The sequence below is a fragment of the Kitasatospora sp. NPDC041917 genome (assembly GCF_055589745.1).
Genome location: NZ_JBVJBI010000008.1, coordinates 1 through 16918 on the forward strand (window position 1 = coordinate 1; position 16918 = coordinate 16918).

Here is a 16918-nt window from a genome sequence, read left to right on the forward strand (position 1 = left end):
TTCAGCCACGTGATCATTCTGGCCGCTCGGTTGCCACCTGGCGGCAACCGAGCGATGCGTCACAACGGGGCGAACGCAGTCTGATGCGGCACTAGCCGACTCCGTGCCGGGTGTCGTGCCGGGTGCCACGCGGCGCTGCACGGCACGCGGCGCGGTACCGCACGAACACCCGGCACGGCACGACGCGGCACGGCCCCAGGGCGTCAGGAGCGAATCCTGACGCCCTTTCGCACGTCCACAGGTGTGCGGCGCGCGCCGGCTGGGCAGGGATGCCGTCGACGGACGTTCCGCCAGTCCACAGCCCGCGCCGAACAACTGACCGGTGATTCGAAAACCGAGGGCGCGCAAGGCCGTTGTCCACAGGACCGGCCCCTCCTCCACCGTCCACAGGGTGGGGAGTGCGGAGTTATCCAGAATTCGTCCACAGGCCCGTCACCGCTACGCTCTTCCGCGCAGGTCACGTGCCTGTGGACTTGTGCACAACGGTTATCCACAGGCTGTGGACAGTTGACGGGCCGCCACTGGGCCGTCCGGGTTATCCACCGGTTGTCCCCAGGGGAAGGGCGGTTATCCCCAGGTTGTCCACAGCGGCGTCCACAGTTCGACAACCGTGGGCTACCGTTCATACCCTGGTGTGAAAGGCGTCACGAAAAGTTGACCGGCGCCCGTGGATAACCGGGCCCGGATCTGGGGACAGCCCTGGGGATAACCTGTGGATACCCAGCGTGGCCTGTGGGTAACGCTCGGCTGTCCACAGCGCGGCCTGCCCGTCCACAGCCGCCGTCCACAGCCGCTGTGGACAAAATTCGGGCTCTGACCTGGGGAAACGGGGTTATCCACGGTTTCCACAGGCCCTACTACTACCACTACACATTTAGACCCCGGACTTGCTTTCAAAGTGGGTGGGCCCCGAATCTGTGGACAACCGGTCTCCGACAACCGTTCGGGTTGCTTGCGCCCGTCTGCCCCGTCTGTCGGCGGAGTACGTCAGACTGTCCTTGCGACTGGAAGCGGAGTGACCGAGCTCGGCGGACAGCCGAACCGACGATCAAGATCAGACGAACCAGAGTGCGAGCGGGAGCGCTCGATCCAGGAGGCGGTTACCGGTGAAGTTCCGGGTGGAGCGTGACGTCCTCGCGGAGGCGGTGGCCTGGGCTGCCCGCAGCCTCCCGGCACGGCCGCCGGTGCCGGTGCTGGCCGGCCTGCTGCTGACCGCGCAGGAGGGCAGTCTGGCGCTGTCCGGCTTCGACTACGAGGTCTCGGCCCGGGTCGAGCTGGAGGCGGACGTCGAGGAGGCCGGCACCGTCCTGGTCTCCGGCCGGCTGCTGAACGACATCTCCCGCAACCTCCCCAACCGGCCGGTGGAGATCTCCACCGACGGCCAGCGCGTCAGCGTGGTCTGCGGCAGCTCCCGCTTCACCCTCCCCACCCTCCCGGTGGACGAGTACCCCGCGCTCCCCCAGATGCCGACCGCCACCGGCACCGTCTCCGGCGACGTCTTCGCCTCGGCCGTCAGCCAGGCCGCGGTCGCCGCCGGCCGGGACGACACCCTCCCGGTGCTCACCGGTGTCCGGGTCGAGATCGAGGGCGACCGGATCACCCTGGCCGCCACCGACCGCTACCGCTTCGCCGTCCGCGAGCTGCTGTGGAAGCCCGAGCAGTCGGACATCTCCGCCGTCGCGCTGGTCCCCGCCAAGACCCTCCAGGACATCGCCAAGTCCCTGGGCAGCGGCGACAACGTCTCCATCGCGCTCTCCTCGGGCGGCGCGGGCGAGGGCCTGATCGGTTTCGAGGGCGCCGGCCGCCGGACCACCACCCGGCTGCTGGAGGGCGAGTTCCCCAAGTTCCGCAGCCTGTTCCCGACCGAGTTCAACGCGATCGCCGCGATCCAGACCCAGCCCTTCCTGGAGGCGCTCAAGCGCGTCTCGCTGGTCGCCGAGCGCAACACCCCGGTCCGCCTCAACTTCGAGGAGGGCGTCCTGACCCTGGAGGCCGGTTCGGGCGACGACGCCCAGGCCACCGAGCGGATCGAGGCCTCCCTGGAGGGCGACGCCATCTCGATCGCCTTCAACCCGGGCTACCTGGAGGAGGGCCTCAAGGCCATCGACTCCCCCTTCGCCCAGCTCAGCTTCACCACCCCGACCAAGCCCGCGCTGCTCAGCGGCAAGGTCTCGGTGGACGCCGAGGAGGACAAGGCCTACCAGTACCTGATCATGCCGGTCCGCCTCTCCGGCTGATCCCGCCGCGTCCTACCGTCCACAGGCTGTGCACACCCGCTGTGCACAGCCTGTGGACGTCTCCCCCGCCCGGCCCGACCGCAGACGGCCGGGTCCGCTCCAGCGCGTAGGCTCAAGGAGTGCGGCAACGGCGCCGCCGGCAGGCACGTCACCACAGGTAAGGACTTGGTCATGGAGCTCGGCCTCATCGGTCTCGGCAAGATGGGCGGCAACATGCGCGAGCGGATCCGCCGCGCCGGCCACACCGTCATCGGGTACGACCGCAACCCGGACATCTCCGACGTCGACAGCCTCCAGGAGCTCGTCACCAAGCTCCAGGGCCCGCGCGTGGTCTGGGTCATGGTCCCGGCCGGCGCCGCCACCCAGGCCACCGTCGACGAGCTCGCCGAGCTGCTCTCCCCCGGCGACGTGGTGGTCGACGGCGGCAACTCCCGTTGGACCGACGACATCAAGCACGCCGAGGCGCTGGCCGCCAAGGGCATCGGCTTCGTGGACTGCGGCGTCTCCGGCGGCGTCTGGGGCCTGGAGAACGGCTACGCGCTGATGTACGGCGGCGACGCCGAGCACGTCGCCAAGGCCCAGCCGGTCTTCGACGCCCTCAAGCCCGAGGGCGAGTTCGGCTCGGTGCACGCGGGTGCCGTGGGCGCCGGCCACTTCGCCAAGATGGTCCACAACGGCATCGAGTACGCGATGATGCAGGCCTTCGCCGAGGGCTGGGAGCTGCTGGAGGCCGCCCCCGAGGTCACCGACGTGCGCGAGGTCTTCCGCAGCTGGCAGGAGGGCACCGTCATCCGCTCCTGGCTGCTGGACCTGTCCGTCCGCGCCCTGGACGAGGACGAGCACCTGGACAAGCTGCGCGGCTGGGCCGCCGACTCCGGCGAGGGCCGCTGGACCGTCGAGGCCGCGATCGACCACGCCGTGCCGCTGCCGGCCATCACCGCCTCGCTGTTCGCCCGCTTCGCCTCCCGCCAGGAGGACTCGCCGCAGATGAAGATGATCGCCGCGCTGCGCAACCAGTTCGGCGGCCACGCGGTCGAGTCCAAGTAACCAGCAGGTCCTCCACAAGAAGGCGGGCGCAGTCCACAGCCATGCACGTCGCGCATCTGTCGCTCGCCGACTTCCGGTCGTACGCCCGGGCCGAGGTTCCGCTCGACCCGGGCGTGACCGCCTTCGTCGGACCGAACGGCCAGGGCAAGACCAACCTGGTCGAGGCGATCGGCTACGTCGCCACCCTGGGCAGCCACCGGGTCGCCACCGACGCCCCGCTGATCCGGCTGGGCGCCGAGCGGGCGGTGGTCCGCACCTCGGTGGTGGACCGCGGCCGCTCCACCCTGATCGAGCTGGAGCTCACCCCGGGCAAGGCCAACCGGGCCCGGATCAACCGCTCCGACAACGTCCGCCCGCGCGACGTGCTGGGCCTGCTGCGCACCGTGCTGTTCGCCCCCGAGGACCTCAGCCTGGTCAAGGGGGACCCGGGTGAGCGGCGGCGCTTCCTGGACGAGCTGCTGACCGCCCGGGCACCCCGGCTGGCCGGGGTGCGGCAGGACTACGAGCGGGTGCTCAAGCAGCGCAACGCCCTGCTGAAGACCGCCGCGATGGCCCGCCGGGCCGGCGGCGGCAAGGGCGCCGACCTGTCCACCCTGGAGGTCTGGGACGGCCATCTCGCCCGCGCCGGCGCCGAGTTGACGGCCTTCCGGATCCAGCTGGTGGCCGCCCTGCAGCCGCTGGTGGCGGCCGCGTACGGGCAGCTCGCCCCGGGCGGCGGCGACACCGCCCTGGAGTACCGCAGCTCCTTCGAGGGCGAACTGCCGACCAGTCGCGAGCAGGCCGAGGAGCAGCTGCTGAACGCGCTGCAGGCGGCCCGCAAGCAGGAGGTCGATCGCGGCGTCACCCTGGTCGGCCCGCACCGCGACGAGCTGCTGCTCAGGCTCGGCCCGCTGCCCGCCAAGGGCTACGCCAGCCATGGCGAGTCCTGGTCGTTCGCGCTGGCGCTGCGGCTGGCCTCGTACGAGCTGCTGCGCGCCGACGGCGGCGAGCCGGTGCTGATCCTGGACGACGTGTTCGCCGAGCTGGACGCCGCCCGCCGGGACCGGCTGGCCGAGCTGGTGGCCGACGGGGAGCAGGTGCTGGTGACCGCGGCGGTCGCCGAGGACGTGCCGAAGGCGCTGGCCGGCGCCCGGTTCGCGGTCTCCGACGGCGCGGTGCGCCGGATCGACGCCTGACCGAACGCTCTTCCAGCGGCGGCTTCCGCCCGGGTACCCCCTTCACCGGCGCCGGTGGTGCCCCCGCTCGCCGGAGTCCCCTTTCACCGGTGCCGCCGCACCCGGACCACCACACCGCCGTCACGCACCGCGACCACTTCCGCGCACCGCCCACCCCCGCTCCGGTCCGAGGGGTCCGGCCGCTCCCGTAGGCTGGACGGCTCGGCGGGCGCGCGACCGCGACCGTTGTCCACAGGCTGGGGAAAGGAGATCGCCGTGAGCGAGCCGGCGGAGCACTCCCCCAGGTCCGGAGCACCCAAGCCCGGAGCTCCCGAGCCCGGAGCACCCCGGTCCGACGCCGCCGAGCCCGGCGCTCCCGCGCCGACCGGTGCCGACCTCGCCCGCTCCGCGCTGCGGGCGGCCCGTGCCCAGGCCCGCCAGCGCGGTGAGCAGGTCCGCGAGAAGCGCGAGGCGAAGCGGCACGGCCTGCGCAGTGGTGCCCGCTCGGACGGCCGCGACCCCGTCCCGCTGGGTGCGGCGCTCAACCGGCTGCTGACCGAGCGCGGCTGGGAGTCCTCGGCCGCCGTCGGCGGGGTGATGGGCCGCTGGCCGCAGATCGTCGGCCCGGACATCGCCGCGCACTGCCATCCCTCCTCCTACGACGAGGCCGCCGCGGTGCTCACCGTGCAGTGCGACTCCACCGCCTGGGCCACCCAACTGCGCTGGCTGGCACGGCAGTTGGTGGCCCGTCTGAACCACGAGCTGGGGCACGGGACGGTCCGGACCATCAAGGTGCTCGGCCCGGCGGCGCCCGCCCGCGGCTACGGCCGGCTGCGTGCGCCGGGGAGCAAGGGGCCGGGCGACACCTGGGGCTGACCGGGGGACCGGGCGGCCGCCGGGGGCACGGATCGGACGACGATCTTCCGGAACCCCTGACAGCCCTTCCAGGCGCCCTGGGCCCCCCGGTCGAGTATCGGGACATGTGCAGAGGGGATTCAGGGCGGCATATCTGCCCTCAAGGGCTGCCAAACGCCCATCTATGTCAGTCGTACCGGTAGACTGAGAGCCAAACACTGTTGCTAGTGGCAACCGAGTCGAAACGCTGTGGTCGCACGCCCGCCCGCACGGGGTGGGCGTGCGGCCCGTGCTGTGCCAGAGAGGGCGCTTCGTGGCCGATTCCGGCAACCCCAGCCAGACCCCAGACCAGTCCGACCAGGCTTCCTACACCGGTAGCAACATCCAGGTGCTGGAAGGCCTCGACGCCGTCCGCAAGCGCCCCGGCATGTACATCGGTTCGACGGGCGAGCGCGGCCTGCACCACCTGGTGCAGGAGGTCGTGGACAACTCCGTCGACGAGGCGATGGCCGGGTACGCCGACACCATCGACGTCACGATCATGGCCGACGGCGCCATCCGCTGCGTCGACAACGGCCGCGGCATCCCGGTGGACATCGTCCCCGGTCAGGACAAGCCCGCCGTCGAGGTCGTGCTCACCGTCCTGCACGCGGGCGGCAAGTTCGGCGGCGGCGGGTACGCCGTCTCCGGCGGTCTGCACGGCGTCGGCGTGTCCGTGGTGAACGCGCTGTCCACCCGGCTCTCGGTGGAGATCCACAAGGACGGCCACATCTGGACCCAGGACTACAAGATGGGTGCCCCGGCCGCCCCCCTCGCCAAGGGCGCGGAGACCGACCGCACCGGCACCACGGTGACCTTCTGGGCCGACCCCGACATCTTCGAGACCACCGTCTACTCCTTCGAGACGCTCTCCCGGCGCTTCCAGGAGATGGCCTTCCTCAACAAGGGCCTGTCGATCTCGCTGACCGACGAGCGCTCCGAGCACGCGGACGAGAACGGCAAGCCGCTCACCGTCACGTACAAGTACGACGGCGGCATCGCCGACTTCGTCGCCCACCTCAACTCCCGCAAGGGCGAGGTCGTCCACCCCTCGGTGATCGACTTCGAGGCGGAGGACAAGGACAAGGCGATCTCGGTGGAGATCGCGATGCAGTGGAACTCCTCCTACACCGAGGGGGTCTACAGCTTCGCCAACACCATCCACACCCACGGCGGCGGCACCCACGAGGAGGGCTTCCGCGCGGCGCTGACTGGTCTGGTCAACCGCTACGCGCGGGACAAGAAGCTGCTCCGGGAGAAGGACGACAACCTCTCCGGCGAGGACATCCGCGAGGGCCTGACCGCGATCATCTCGGTCAAGCTCGGCGAGCCGCAGTTCGAGGGCCAGACCAAGGACAAGCTCGGCAACACCGAGGCCAAGACCTTCGTCCAGAAGGTCGTCCACGAGCACCTCAACGACTGGCTGGACCGCAACCCCAACGAGGCCGCGGACATCATCCGCAAGTCCATCCAGGCCGCCACCGCGCGCGTCGCCGCCCGCAAGGCCCGCGACCTGACGCGCCGCAAGGGTCTGCTGGAGTCCGCCTCGCTGCCGGGCAAGCTCTCCGACTGCCAGTCGAAGGACCCGTCCGAGTGCGAGATCTTCATCGTCGAGGGTGACTCCGCCGGCGGCTCGGCCAAGCAGGGCCGCGACCCGCGCACCCAGGCCATCCTGCCGATCCGCGGCAAGATCCTGAACGTCGAGAAGGCCCGGATCGACAAGGTCCTCCAGAACACCGAGGTCCAGGCGCTGATCTCGGCGTTCGGCTGCGGCATCCAGGAGGACTACGACGAGTCCAAGCTGCGGTACCACAAGATCGTGCTGATGGCCGACGCCGACGTCGACGGACAGCACATCCGCACCCTGCTGCTGACCCTGCTGTTCCGCTTCATGCGGCCGCTGGTCGAGTCCGGGTACGTCTACCTCGCGATGCCCCCGCTGTACAAGATCAAGTGGGGCAAGGACGACTTCGAGTACGCCTACTCCGACCGCGAGCGCGACGCCGTGATCGCCTCCGGGGTGGCGGCCGGGCGCCGGCTGCCCAAGGACGACGCGATCCAGCGCTTCAAGGGTCTCGGCGAGATGAACGCCGAGGAGCTCCGGGTCACCACCATGGACGTCGAGCACCGGCTGCTGCTCCAGGTCACCCTGGAGGACGCCGCCCGCGCCGACGAGCTGTTCTCCGTGCTGATGGGCGAGGACGTCGAGGCCCGCCGCTCCTTCATCCAGCGCAACGCCAAGGACGTCCGCTTCCTGGACGTGTGACGCCTGCACCGCAGGCCCCGCACGTTCCAGTCCGCGTGAAAGGAAACTGACCACCAGTGGTCGACGACAACCGTCCCGAAGGCGAACAGCCCGAGACTCCCGAAGCCGCCGAGGCCACCGCCCAGGTGACGATGCGGATCGAGCCGGTCGAGCTCGAGACCGAGATGCAGCGCTCGTACCTCGACTACGCGATGAGCGTGATCGTCAGTCGTGCGCTGCCCGAGGTCCGCGACGGCCTCAAGCCGGTGCACCGCCGCGTGCTCTACGCGATGTACGACGGCGGCTACCGCCCCGAGAAGGGCTACTACAAGTGCGCCCGCGTCGTCGGCGACGTCATGGGCAACTACCACCCGCACGGTGACACCTCGATCTACGACACCGTGGTCCGCCTGGCCCAGCCGTGGTCGATGCGGATGCCGCTGGTGGACGGCAACGGCAACTTCGGTTCCCCGGGCAACGACCCGGCGGCGGCCATGCGCTACACCGAGTGCAAGATGATGCCGCTCGCCATGGAGATGATGCGCGACATCGACGAGGAGACCGTCGACTTCGCGGCCAACTACGACGGCCGCTCGCAGGAGCCCACCGTCCTGCCCGCGCGCATCCCCAACCTGCTGGTCAACGGTGCCACCGGCATCGCGGTCGGCATGGCCACCAACATCCCGCCGCACAACCTCCGCGAGGTCGCCTCCGGCGCGCTCTGGTACCTGGAGAACCCGGAGGCCTCCGCCGAGGAGCTGCTGGACGCCCTGGTCGAGCGGATCAAGGGCCCGGACTTCCCCACCGGCGCGCTGATCGTCGGCCGCCGCGGCATCGACGACTACTACCGCACCGGCCGCGGCTCGGTCACCATGCGCGCCGTGGTCGAGGTCGAGGAGATCCAGGGCCGCCAGTGCCTGGTGATCACCGAGCTGCCGTTCCAGGTCAACCCGGACAACCTCGCGCTGAAGATCGCCGACCTGGTGAAGGACGGCAAGATCGCCGGCATCGCCGACGTCCGCGACGAGTCCTCCTCGCGCACCGGCCAGCGCCTGGTCGTCGTGCTCAAGCGCGACGCCGTCGCCAAGGTGGTGCTGAACAACCTCTACAAGCACACCGAGCTGCAGACCAACTTCGGCGCCAACATGCTGGCCCTGGTCGACGGCGTGCCGCGCACGTTGTCGCTGGACGCCTTCATCCGGCACTGGGTCAACCACCAGGTCGAGGTCATCGTCCGGCGCACCACCTTCCGGCTGCGCAAGGCCGAGGAGCGCGCCCACATCCTGCGCGCGCTGCTCAAGGCCCTGGACCTGATCGACGAGGTCATCGCGCTGATCCGGGCCTCGGCCAGCGCCGACGCCGCCCGCACCGGCCTGATGGGCCTGCTCGACATCGACGAGCTCCAGGCCAACGCCATCCTGGAGATGCAGCTGCGCCGGCTGGCCGCCCTGGAGCGCCAGCGGATCATGGACGAGCACGACGAGCTCCAGCGCAAGATCGACGAGTACAACGCGATCCTGGCCTCGCCGACCCGTCAGCGGGAGATCATCTCCGAGGAGCTCACCGCGATCGTCGAGAAGTACGGCGACGAGCGGCGCTCCACCCTCATCCCCTCCGACGGCGACCTCTCCATCGAGGACCTCATCGCCGAGGAGGACATCGTCGTCACCATCACCCGTGGCGGCTACGTCAAGCGGACCCGCTCCGACCTCTACCGCTCGCAGAAGCGCGGCGGCAAGGGCGTGCGCGGTGCCCAGCTGAAGCAGGACGACATCGTCGACCACTTCTTCGTGACGACGACCCACAACTGGATCCTGTTCTTCACCAACAAGGGCCGGGTCTACCGGGCCAAGGGCTACGAGCTGCCGGACGCCGGGCGCGACGCCCGCGGCCAGCACGTGGCCAACCTGCTGGCCTTCCAGCCGGACGAGCACATCGCCCAGGTGATGGCCGTCCGCACCTACGAGGACAAGCCGTACCTGGTCCTCGCCACCCGGGCCGGCCTGGTGAAGAAGTCCGCGCTCAAGGACTACGACTCGCCGCGCTCCGGCGGCCTGATCGCGATCAACCTGCGCCAGGACGAGGAGGGCCAGGACGACGAGCTGATCGGCGCCGAGCTGGTCTCCGCCGAGGACGACCTGCTGCTGGTCTCCAAGAAGGCCCAGTCGATCCGCTTCACCGCGACCGACGACGCCCTGCGCCCCACCGGCCGCGCCACCTCCGGCGTCAAGGGCATGGCGTTCCGGGAGGACGACGAACTGCTGTCGATGAACGTCGTCCGTCCGGGTACCTATGTCTTCACCGCCACTGACGGCGGGTACGCCAAGCGCACCGGTGTGGACGAGTACCGTGTCCAGGGGCGCGGCGGCTACGGCACCAAGGCGGCGAAGATCGTCGAGGGCCGGGGCTCGCTGGTCGGCGCGCTCGTGGTCGACGAATCCGACGAGATCATGGCGATCACCCTCTCGGGTGGGGTGATCCGCACGAGGGTTTCCGAGGTTCGTGAAACCGGACGTGACACCATGGGCGTCCAACTGATCAACCTCGGAAAGCGCGACGCGGTCGTGGGCATGGCCCGCAACGCGGAGGCCGAGGACGAGGAGACGGTGGAGGACGAGGTGGCGGGTACTGAGTCCACCGAGTCCACCGAGACGGCCGAGGGCGCGGTGACGGCGGTCGACGGAGACGTCGAGGCCTGAACCGAACCGCAGACCGGTGCAGCCGCGTCCCATCAACGGGCGCGGCGGCATCGGCCGCCGACCAGTTCCGGGCAATCCCGCCGGGCGCTGGATGACGATTGACGAAGCAGGGCGGCACCGCCGTCCTGGTGGGAAGTGCGGGAGGACCAGGTGAGTGGAGCCACGGGTGCTGCGGGAGGAACCTCCGGCGGCCGTCCGGGCGCGCAGGGCGGGGGTTCGTACGGCGTTCCGCAGCCGCCGACCGATCACTCGGCCGCGTCCACCTCGCTGATGCCGCCGGCCGGTGGAGCGGGCCAGAGCGGTGCGACCTACGGCGGGCAGCAGGCCGCGTCGGCGAGCGGCGGCCAGGCCGCCGGATCGGGCGGCTTCTCGCAGCCGACCACCTACGCCAAGGGGCAGCCGACCCCGGCCCGGGGCACCCGGGTCCCGGGGCACACCCCGCCCGGTGGCACCCCCACCGGCGGAGCGGCGCGCCGCCCCGGCGCGGCCCCCGCCCCGGCCCCCGCGGCCGGCGGCTCCGCGCTCGGCCGGACGCGCAAGGCCCGGCTGCGGGTGACCAAGGTCGACCCGTGGTCCGTGATGAAGGTCAGCTTCCTGCTGTCGCTGGCCGTCGGCATCATCATCATCGTGGCCGCGGCCGTGCTGTGGATGACGCTGGACTCGCTCGGCGTCTTCGACTCGCTGACCAAGACCCTCAAGGACGTCACCGGCTCGGACAGCAGCGGCGGCCTCAACCTGATGGACTACGTCGGCTTCGGCAAGGTGATGACCTTCACCACGCTGATCGCCGTGGTCGACGTCGTCCTGCTGACCGCCCTGTCCACGCTCTCCGCGTTCATCTACAACGCGGCGGCCGGCTTCACCGGCGGCGTGGAGCTCACCCTGGCCGAGGAGGACTGATTCCGGCCGGATCCTGACGCACGCTCAGTTCCCCGTCCGGGGACGGAATGTACGGGCCCCACCGGCTGTTGCAGCCGGTGGGGCCCGTCGGCATTTCGGGTGACAGCCGGCCGCCCGCGGCGTGCCGCCCGGAAAGCGGGCGACCGCCGTGGGATTAGCTGGGTGCCACCCGTCCCGAATCCCGGGAGTGCCGCAGGCCGCCCCCGATCCGCCCGACCGGGTCGGCTGAGGTTCCGCAGGACGACTGGACGGAGGCGCGCGGTGGCGAAGCTCGCAGGTCAACTGGTGGAGGCCCTGGAAGGGCTGTTGGGGGTCCCGGTACCGCTGCGGGTCCAGGCCTGGGACGGCAGCGTCGCCGGGCCTCCGGGCGCGCCCACCGTGGTCCTGCGCAACCGTCGGGCGCTGCGCCGGCTGATCTGGCGGCCGGACGAACTGGGCCTGGCCCGGGCCTACGTCGCCGGGGACCTCGATCTCGCCCCCGGCACCGACCTGTACGAGACGCTCTCCGCCGTCGCCCGCTTCGCCGAGCGGCCGGAGATCCGCACCCTGACCTTCGGCCCGCGGGACGTGGTCGGTGCCAGGGGCCGCCGGGTGCTCGCCGCCGCGCTGCGGGCCGGGGCGGTCGGCCTGGAACCCGAGCCGCCCCGCGAGGAGGTCCGCAGGGCCGCGGGGCGCCTGCACAGCCGCAGCCGGGACCGCGCGGCCATCAGCCACCACTACGACGTCGGGAACGACTTCTACCGGATCGTGCTGGGCTCCTCGATGGTCTACTCGTGCGCCTACTGGACGCCGGAGGCGAAGAGCCTGGAGGCCGCCCAGGAGGCCAAGCTCGACCTGATCTGCCGCAAGCTCGGCCTGCGCCCCGGGATGCGCCTGCTGGACGTCGGCTGCGGCTGGGGCTCACTGCTGCTGCACGCGGCGAAGCACTACGGGGTCACCGCGGTCGGCGTCTCCATCTCCCGGGAGCAGGTCGCGCTGGCCCGGGCCCGGGTCGAGGAGGCCGGCCTGTCCGACCGGGTCGAGGTCCGGCTGCAGGACTACCGGGAGATCGCCGACGGGCCCTTCGACGCGATCTCCAGCGTCGGGATGGCCGAGCACGTCGGCGCCGAGCAGTACCGGGTCTACGCCGAGGGCCTGTACCGGCTGCTGGTGCCCGGCGGCCGGCTGCTCAACCACCAGATCGCCCGCCGCCCCGACCTTCCCGGTGAACAGCACCGCACCAGCCCCTTCATCGACCGCTTCGTCTTCCCGGACGGCGAGCTCTCCCCCGTCGGTTCCACCGTGGCGCGGCTGGAGGAGGCCGGCTTCGAGGTCCGGGACGTCGAGTCGCTGCGCGAGCACTACGGGCTGACCCTGCGCGAGTGGGTGGCCAACCTGGAGGCGCACTGGACGGAGGCGGTCCGGCTGGTCGGCCGCGGCCGGGCCCGGGTCTGGCGGCTGTACATGGCGGCCTCCGCGCTCGCCTTCGAGCAGAACCGGATCGGGATCAACCAGGTCCTCGCCGTCCGCAGTACCGAGGAGGGCTCGGCGGGCCTGCCGCCGACCCGCGAGGAGTGGCTGCTGCGGCCCTCCGCCGGTGCGCCGGGGCTGGTCGCGGGGGGTGTCGCCGCGGCCCCGGCCGAGCCGGATTTGGGAGATCGGCCGTCGGTCCGCTAATCTTTCAGTGCGGCAAGGGCCTATAGCTCAGACGGTTAGAGCGCTTCCCTGATAAGGAAGAGGCCACAGGTTCAAGTCCTGTTAGGCCCACAACCGCGAAGGGCCCGGAGTGATCCACTCCGGGCCCTTCGACTCTTTCGAGATCGGACGGGGCCGTGGAGCGGCCGGGATCCGGTACGATCTCTGTTCGGTGAGGGCCTATAGCTCAGACGGTTAGAGCGCTTCCCTGATAAGGAAGAGGCCACAGGTTCAAGTCCTGTTAGGCCCACCTCCCCGAAGGGCCCGGAGTGATCCACTCCGGGCCCTTCGGCGTTTCCCGCGGCCTTTCCCGCCGCCCTTCCCGCCGCTTTTCCCGCCGCCGGACCGGGAACCGTGCGCCCGTCCCGACGGTTCCCCGGGGAAACACGGTGGAGGGTTGGTGACGGCATGGCGGTGTTGTGGGCGATGAGCATCCCCGGACTGGTCTGCGCCCTGGCGGTGCTGGCGGTGCTCGACCAGCTGGCACTGAGGGCGGGCCGCGCCCGCTGGGTGCCCTGGCGGGGGACCGGTCGGGAGGGGCAGATCTCGGCAACCGGGTTCGAGCAGCTGCACGCGCAGTTCGCCGCGGGCAAGCAGCACGAGCTGGACGAACGCGGCAGCACGCTGATGCTGCGGGACGAGGAGGGCGAGGGGGCGCCGCCGCGGACCAGGGTGGACCTGGCGGGCGGCACGGCCGTGGTGGTGGTGCCGGACCGCCCGGCGAACGGCCCCGCGGCCGGGGCGGTGCGGGGCCCGGGGGGCGGGGCCTGACCCGTGGGTGCGGTGGACGGTCCGGGGGCGGTCGGACCGCCCGCCAGGAGGTGCGGCGTCAATCCCGGGACCGGACCGCCGGGTTGGCCGTACCGGTGGCTGGTCACGATTGGGACACCGGTGTGTATCATCGGCCGCAAGGGCAGTCTGGCACTCGGCAGCCCGTTCGCGCTCGAAACACAACTGGACTCGTCGGCCCGGTCAGTCAGGCCGGATCCGGCTCTTGAGTCCATCAACGCAAGAAGGACGAGGTCCCGCGGTGAAGAAGCTTCTCCTGGTCGCCCTGGTCGCCCTCGGCGGCTTCTTTGTCTACCGTCAGGTCCAGGCGGACCGCGCCGAGCAGGACCTGTGGACCGAGGCCACCGACCCGGTTCCGGCCGGTCGCTGAGCCCCCGGCGATCTGACGATCGACGAACTCCGGAGGCGCCCGTCGGTGCCTCCCGGGCCGGCCGGCCCGGTCGACGAACCGGACCGGCCGACCCCATGGAACAGCACCGTTCCAGGGGGACGGCGCTGGGAATCGCGCCGGAAACCGGTACGCTAGTGCCCGTTGGCACGCGCGCGGTGCCGTCGAGGGGCATTAGCTCAGTTGGTAGAGCGCTGCCTTTGCAAGGCAGATGTCAGGAGTTCGAGTCTCCTATGCTCCACAATCCACGGCAGTAGCCGATCGGCCGTCGACCAGGATCCTGGTCGACGGCCGATCGGCGTTTCCGGGCGGTCTCCGCACGGTCAGCGCGGCCCGGGGCCGTCCTCGGTGGCGGGGCCGTCGTTCTCGCCGACCGGGCCCCCGTCCGGGCCCTCGGCGCCGGCGTCCGGGCCGGAGCCGTTCACCGGCGCGGACGCGGCGTGTGCGCCGGTGGGCCGGGGCTCCTGCGGTGCCGGGGGCTCGACCAGCCACTCCGGGTTGCTGTGCCGGCGCCACCACTGCCAGGCCACGATGCCGCCGCCGATCGCCAGCAGACCGGCCACGGCCAGGCCGGTGGCCAGGCGGTTGCAGTCCTTCTTCCTGGCGTTCCGGGCGGCCAGCTCGCTGATCTCGGCCGAGCTGACGTTGCCCTGGAGGGCGGTCAGCGCGGCGGCGCCGCGGGTCTGGGCCTCGTGGGCGACCGGGCCGACGGTGGCGCGGGCCTCCTCGACCGCCTGGGCGACCCTGGGGGCCACGGTGGTGCGGGCCTGGTCCGCGGCCCGGGCGGCGGACAGGCGGGCCGCCAGAGCGGCCTCCTGGGCCCGGTGGAGGGCCTTCAGGGCGTTCTGCTGGGCCTCCGGCGGCAGGCTGGCGAAGGCGTGGCCGAACTGCGGGGCGAGATGCCTGTCGTACTGGATGCGGAGGTTGTGGGCGGCCAGCGCGGCCTTCGGGCCCAAGGCGTCCAAGGCGGGGCCGAGGCGCTGCTTGGCGCCGTCCGCGAAGTGTGCGGCGGTGTCCCGGGTCCTGGTGGCCGTCTCTCGGGCCGAATCCGAAAAGCTCACGAGTCTCTCTCCTCCTGGGTGGCGTCCTATATGCACATATCCACCTGAATGCTGATCATGCATCCTGATTTGTCCGACGGCAGGTCGGGGTGGGCCGTTCGCGGGGCCCCGCGGGGTGGCGGAGGGCGCGGGGCGGCGACGGGTGGGGGCGGAGGGGCGGGCGGTACCCGGGCCCGTGCGGCGGGCGGGCGGTTGTGGGGGAGCCGGTCCGGGAGCGGGGGGCGCGGCAGTAGGCTGGCGGTTTCGGAGGTCGTGTACGGGAAGGGGACTCCGCTGATGCTCCCGGACGAGCCGCGGCCGTCGGCCGATCGGTCCCCGGAGGCCGGTCCGCCCGGCTGCTACCGGCACCCGCGGACCCCCACCGGGGTCTCCTGCACCCGCTGCGAGCGGCCGATCTGCCCGCAGTGCATGGTGACCGCCTCGGTGGGGTTCCAGTGCCCGGAGTGCGTCGGCGACGGCCACGCCGGGACGCGTCGGGCGACCACCCGGTTCGGCGGTGCCCTGGCCGCCGACGGCGGGCTGGTCACCCGGGTGCTGATCGGCCTCAACGTCGTGGTCTGGGTGCTGGCGGCCTACGTGCTCACCCCGCGGCTGGGCCAGACCTGGTCGCTGTTCAGCGCGGGGCGGGACATCCTCGGCGGTCCGGCGGGCATCGCCGACGGCCCGGACCAGTGGTACCGGCTGCTGACCGCCACCTTCCTGCACCTGGAGTGGTGGCACGTCGGGATGAACATGCTGGTGCTGTTCTGGCTCGGCCCGACGCTGGAGGAGGCGCTCGGCCGGCTGCGCTTCCTGGCCCTGTACCTGGTCTCCGGTCTGGGCGGCAGCACCTTCGCCTTCCTGGTGGCCGGCGACTGGATGAACTCGGTGGGCGCCTCCGGGGCGGTCTTCGGGCTGATCGGCGCCACGATCGTGCTCCAGCTGCGGAACAGGGGCCCGCTCGGCCCGGCGATGGCGTTCCTGGTCTTCAACCTGGTCGTCACCTTCTCCCGCCCGGGCATCGACTGGCGGGCGCACGTCGGCGGGCTGGTGCTCGGCGCGCTGACCGCGGCCGGCCTGATGTACGCCCCGCGCGAGCGCCGCGGCCTGGTCCAGGCGCTGGCGGTGGCGGGCGCGGTGGCGGTCGAGGCGGGGATGCTGCTGACCGGGATGGCCCTCTACGGGGCCTGACCGCCCGGACGTTTGTCCACAGCGGGTGCGGGGTTGTGCACAGGCTGTGCGGCCACCCGGTTGCGGACTGCTGTTCTACGCGTGTCCTGCTGTGCGGTTTTCTCGTTTCCGGGGAGTTGCGCACAGCTGTGCACGACTCCGCCCGGGAAAGTTATCCACAGGCTGGGGAGACTTTTCCCCAGTGTGGATAACCATGTGGATAAGCACGCCAGTCCGATGGTGGGGACAAACGACCGGATTCCCGACCGGTTCCGGGCACGCCTCACCGCCGCCCCGGGACGAGCGATCCGGAGCGGCGGGAAACGGCTCGAATCAGAGCCTCAGGACGGGCGGGCCGTCACTTCCACTGGGTGGAGACGCCGAACCCTGCGGCGATGAAGCCGAAGCCGACCAGGATGTTCCAGTTCCGCCAGCTCTCGACCGGATAGGTGCCGCTGGTCACGTAGTAGGTGACGATCCACACCAGGCCGATCAGGAACAGCGCCAGCATCAGTGGGGCGACCCAACTGCGGCCCGAACTGATCTTCACCGCGGCCGTCGTCGGCGGGGTGTAGTCGGACTTCTTGCGGAGTCGAGACTTCGGCACGAGGAGCTCTCCTGTCGATGCGCTGTGAGACCGCGCAGGGTGCAGCGGGTGGAATCGGCTGCGGTCGGCCGTGG

Annotated in this window: 13 protein-coding genes and 3 tRNA genes; 14 read left to right on the forward strand and 2 right to left on the reverse strand. The window is 71.3% G+C overall.

Going from position 1 to position 16918, the window contains the following annotated elements:
- Nucleotides 1-1106 precede the first annotated feature (1106 nt).
- From dnaN to ACZ6EM_RS11845, 13 genes are all read left to right on the forward strand, one after another.
- On the forward strand, nt 1107-2237 hold the full coding sequence (dnaN, locus tag ACZ6EM_RS11785) for a DNA polymerase III subunit beta (RefSeq protein ID WP_074001900.1): 1131 nt from the start codon (nt 1107-1109) through the stop codon (nt 2235-2237).
- 171 nt (nt 2238-2408) lie between these two features.
- Complete coding sequence (gnd, locus tag ACZ6EM_RS11790) at nt 2409-3284, forward strand: phosphogluconate dehydrogenase (NAD(+)-dependent, decarboxylating) (RefSeq protein ID WP_359906995.1); 876 nt, start codon at nt 2409-2411, stop codon at nt 3282-3284.
- 41 nt (nt 3285-3325) lie between these two features.
- The gene (gene recF, locus ACZ6EM_RS11795; RefSeq protein WP_359906992.1) at nt 3326-4459 is read left to right on the forward strand and encodes a DNA replication/repair protein RecF; all 1134 of its coding nucleotides are present in this window, start codon (nt 3326-3328) and stop codon (nt 4457-4459) included.
- Between the two features lie 390 nt (nt 4460-4849).
- Nucleotides 4850-5314, forward strand: a complete 465-nt coding sequence (locus ACZ6EM_RS11800; protein ID WP_223244507.1) for a DciA family protein — start codon at nt 4850-4852, stop codon at nt 5312-5314.
- Nucleotides 5315-5582: 268 nt separating this feature from the next.
- The gene (gene gyrB, locus ACZ6EM_RS11805; protein WP_401052332.1) at nt 5583-7598 is read left to right on the forward strand and encodes a DNA topoisomerase (ATP-hydrolyzing) subunit B; all 2016 of its coding nucleotides are present in this window, start codon (nt 5583-5585) and stop codon (nt 7596-7598) included.
- A gap of 131 nt (nt 7599-7729) precedes the next feature.
- The gene (gene gyrA, locus ACZ6EM_RS11810) at nt 7730-10276 is read left to right on the forward strand and encodes a DNA gyrase subunit A (RefSeq protein ID WP_401052334.1); all 2547 of its coding nucleotides are present in this window, start codon (nt 7730-7732) and stop codon (nt 10274-10276) included.
- A 150-nt stretch (nt 10277-10426) separates the two neighbouring features.
- Complete coding sequence (locus tag ACZ6EM_RS11815) at nt 10427-11176, forward strand: DUF3566 domain-containing protein (protein WP_359906984.1); 750 nt, start codon at nt 10427-10429, stop codon at nt 11174-11176.
- 261 nt (nt 11177-11437) lie between these two features.
- Nucleotides 11438-12832, forward strand: a complete 1395-nt coding sequence (locus tag ACZ6EM_RS11820; protein WP_465772304.1) for a class I SAM-dependent methyltransferase — start codon at nt 11438-11440, stop codon at nt 12830-12832.
- Nucleotides 12833-12848: 16 nt separating this feature from the next.
- Nucleotides 12849-12922 (forward strand) — tRNA-Ile (locus ACZ6EM_RS11825).
- A 104-nt stretch (nt 12923-13026) separates the two neighbouring features.
- A tRNA-Ile gene (locus tag ACZ6EM_RS11830) sits at nt 13027-13100 on the forward strand.
- Between the two features lie 176 nt (nt 13101-13276).
- Nucleotides 13277-13621, forward strand: coding sequence for a DUF6191 domain-containing protein (locus tag ACZ6EM_RS11835; protein ID WP_359906979.1), 345 nt, complete (start codon nt 13277-13279; stop codon nt 13619-13621).
- 259 nt (nt 13622-13880) lie between these two features.
- Entirely contained in the window at nt 13881-14009 is a 129-nt protein-coding gene (locus ACZ6EM_RS11840) for a DLW-39 family protein (RefSeq protein ID WP_014137031.1), read from the forward strand.
- A gap of 186 nt (nt 14010-14195) precedes the next feature.
- A tRNA-Ala gene (locus ACZ6EM_RS11845) sits at nt 14196-14268 on the forward strand.
- 82 nt (nt 14269-14350) lie between these two features.
- On the opposite strand, the gene ACZ6EM_RS11850 is transcribed toward ACZ6EM_RS11845, so the two are convergent.
- Nucleotides 14351-15088 carry a DUF5324 family protein gene (locus ACZ6EM_RS11850; RefSeq protein WP_401056098.1) on the reverse strand — a complete coding sequence of 246 codons (738 nt, stop codon included), beginning with the start codon at nt 15086-15088 and terminating at the stop codon, nt 14351-14353.
- 276 nt (nt 15089-15364) lie between these two features.
- Between ACZ6EM_RS11850 and ACZ6EM_RS11855 the strand changes: the two genes are divergently transcribed.
- On the forward strand, nt 15365-16258 hold the full coding sequence (locus tag ACZ6EM_RS11855) for a rhomboid family intramembrane serine protease (protein ID WP_387691272.1): 894 nt from the start codon (nt 15365-15367) through the stop codon (nt 16256-16258).
- 337 nt (nt 16259-16595) lie between these two features.
- Here ACZ6EM_RS11855 and crgA read toward each other — a convergent pair whose 3' ends face one another.
- The gene (crgA, locus tag ACZ6EM_RS11860; protein WP_224283164.1) at nt 16596-16844 is read right to left on the reverse strand and encodes a cell division protein CrgA; all 249 of its coding nucleotides are present in this window, start codon (nt 16842-16844) and stop codon (nt 16596-16598) included.
- Between the last annotated feature and the right edge of the window lie 74 nt (nt 16845-16918).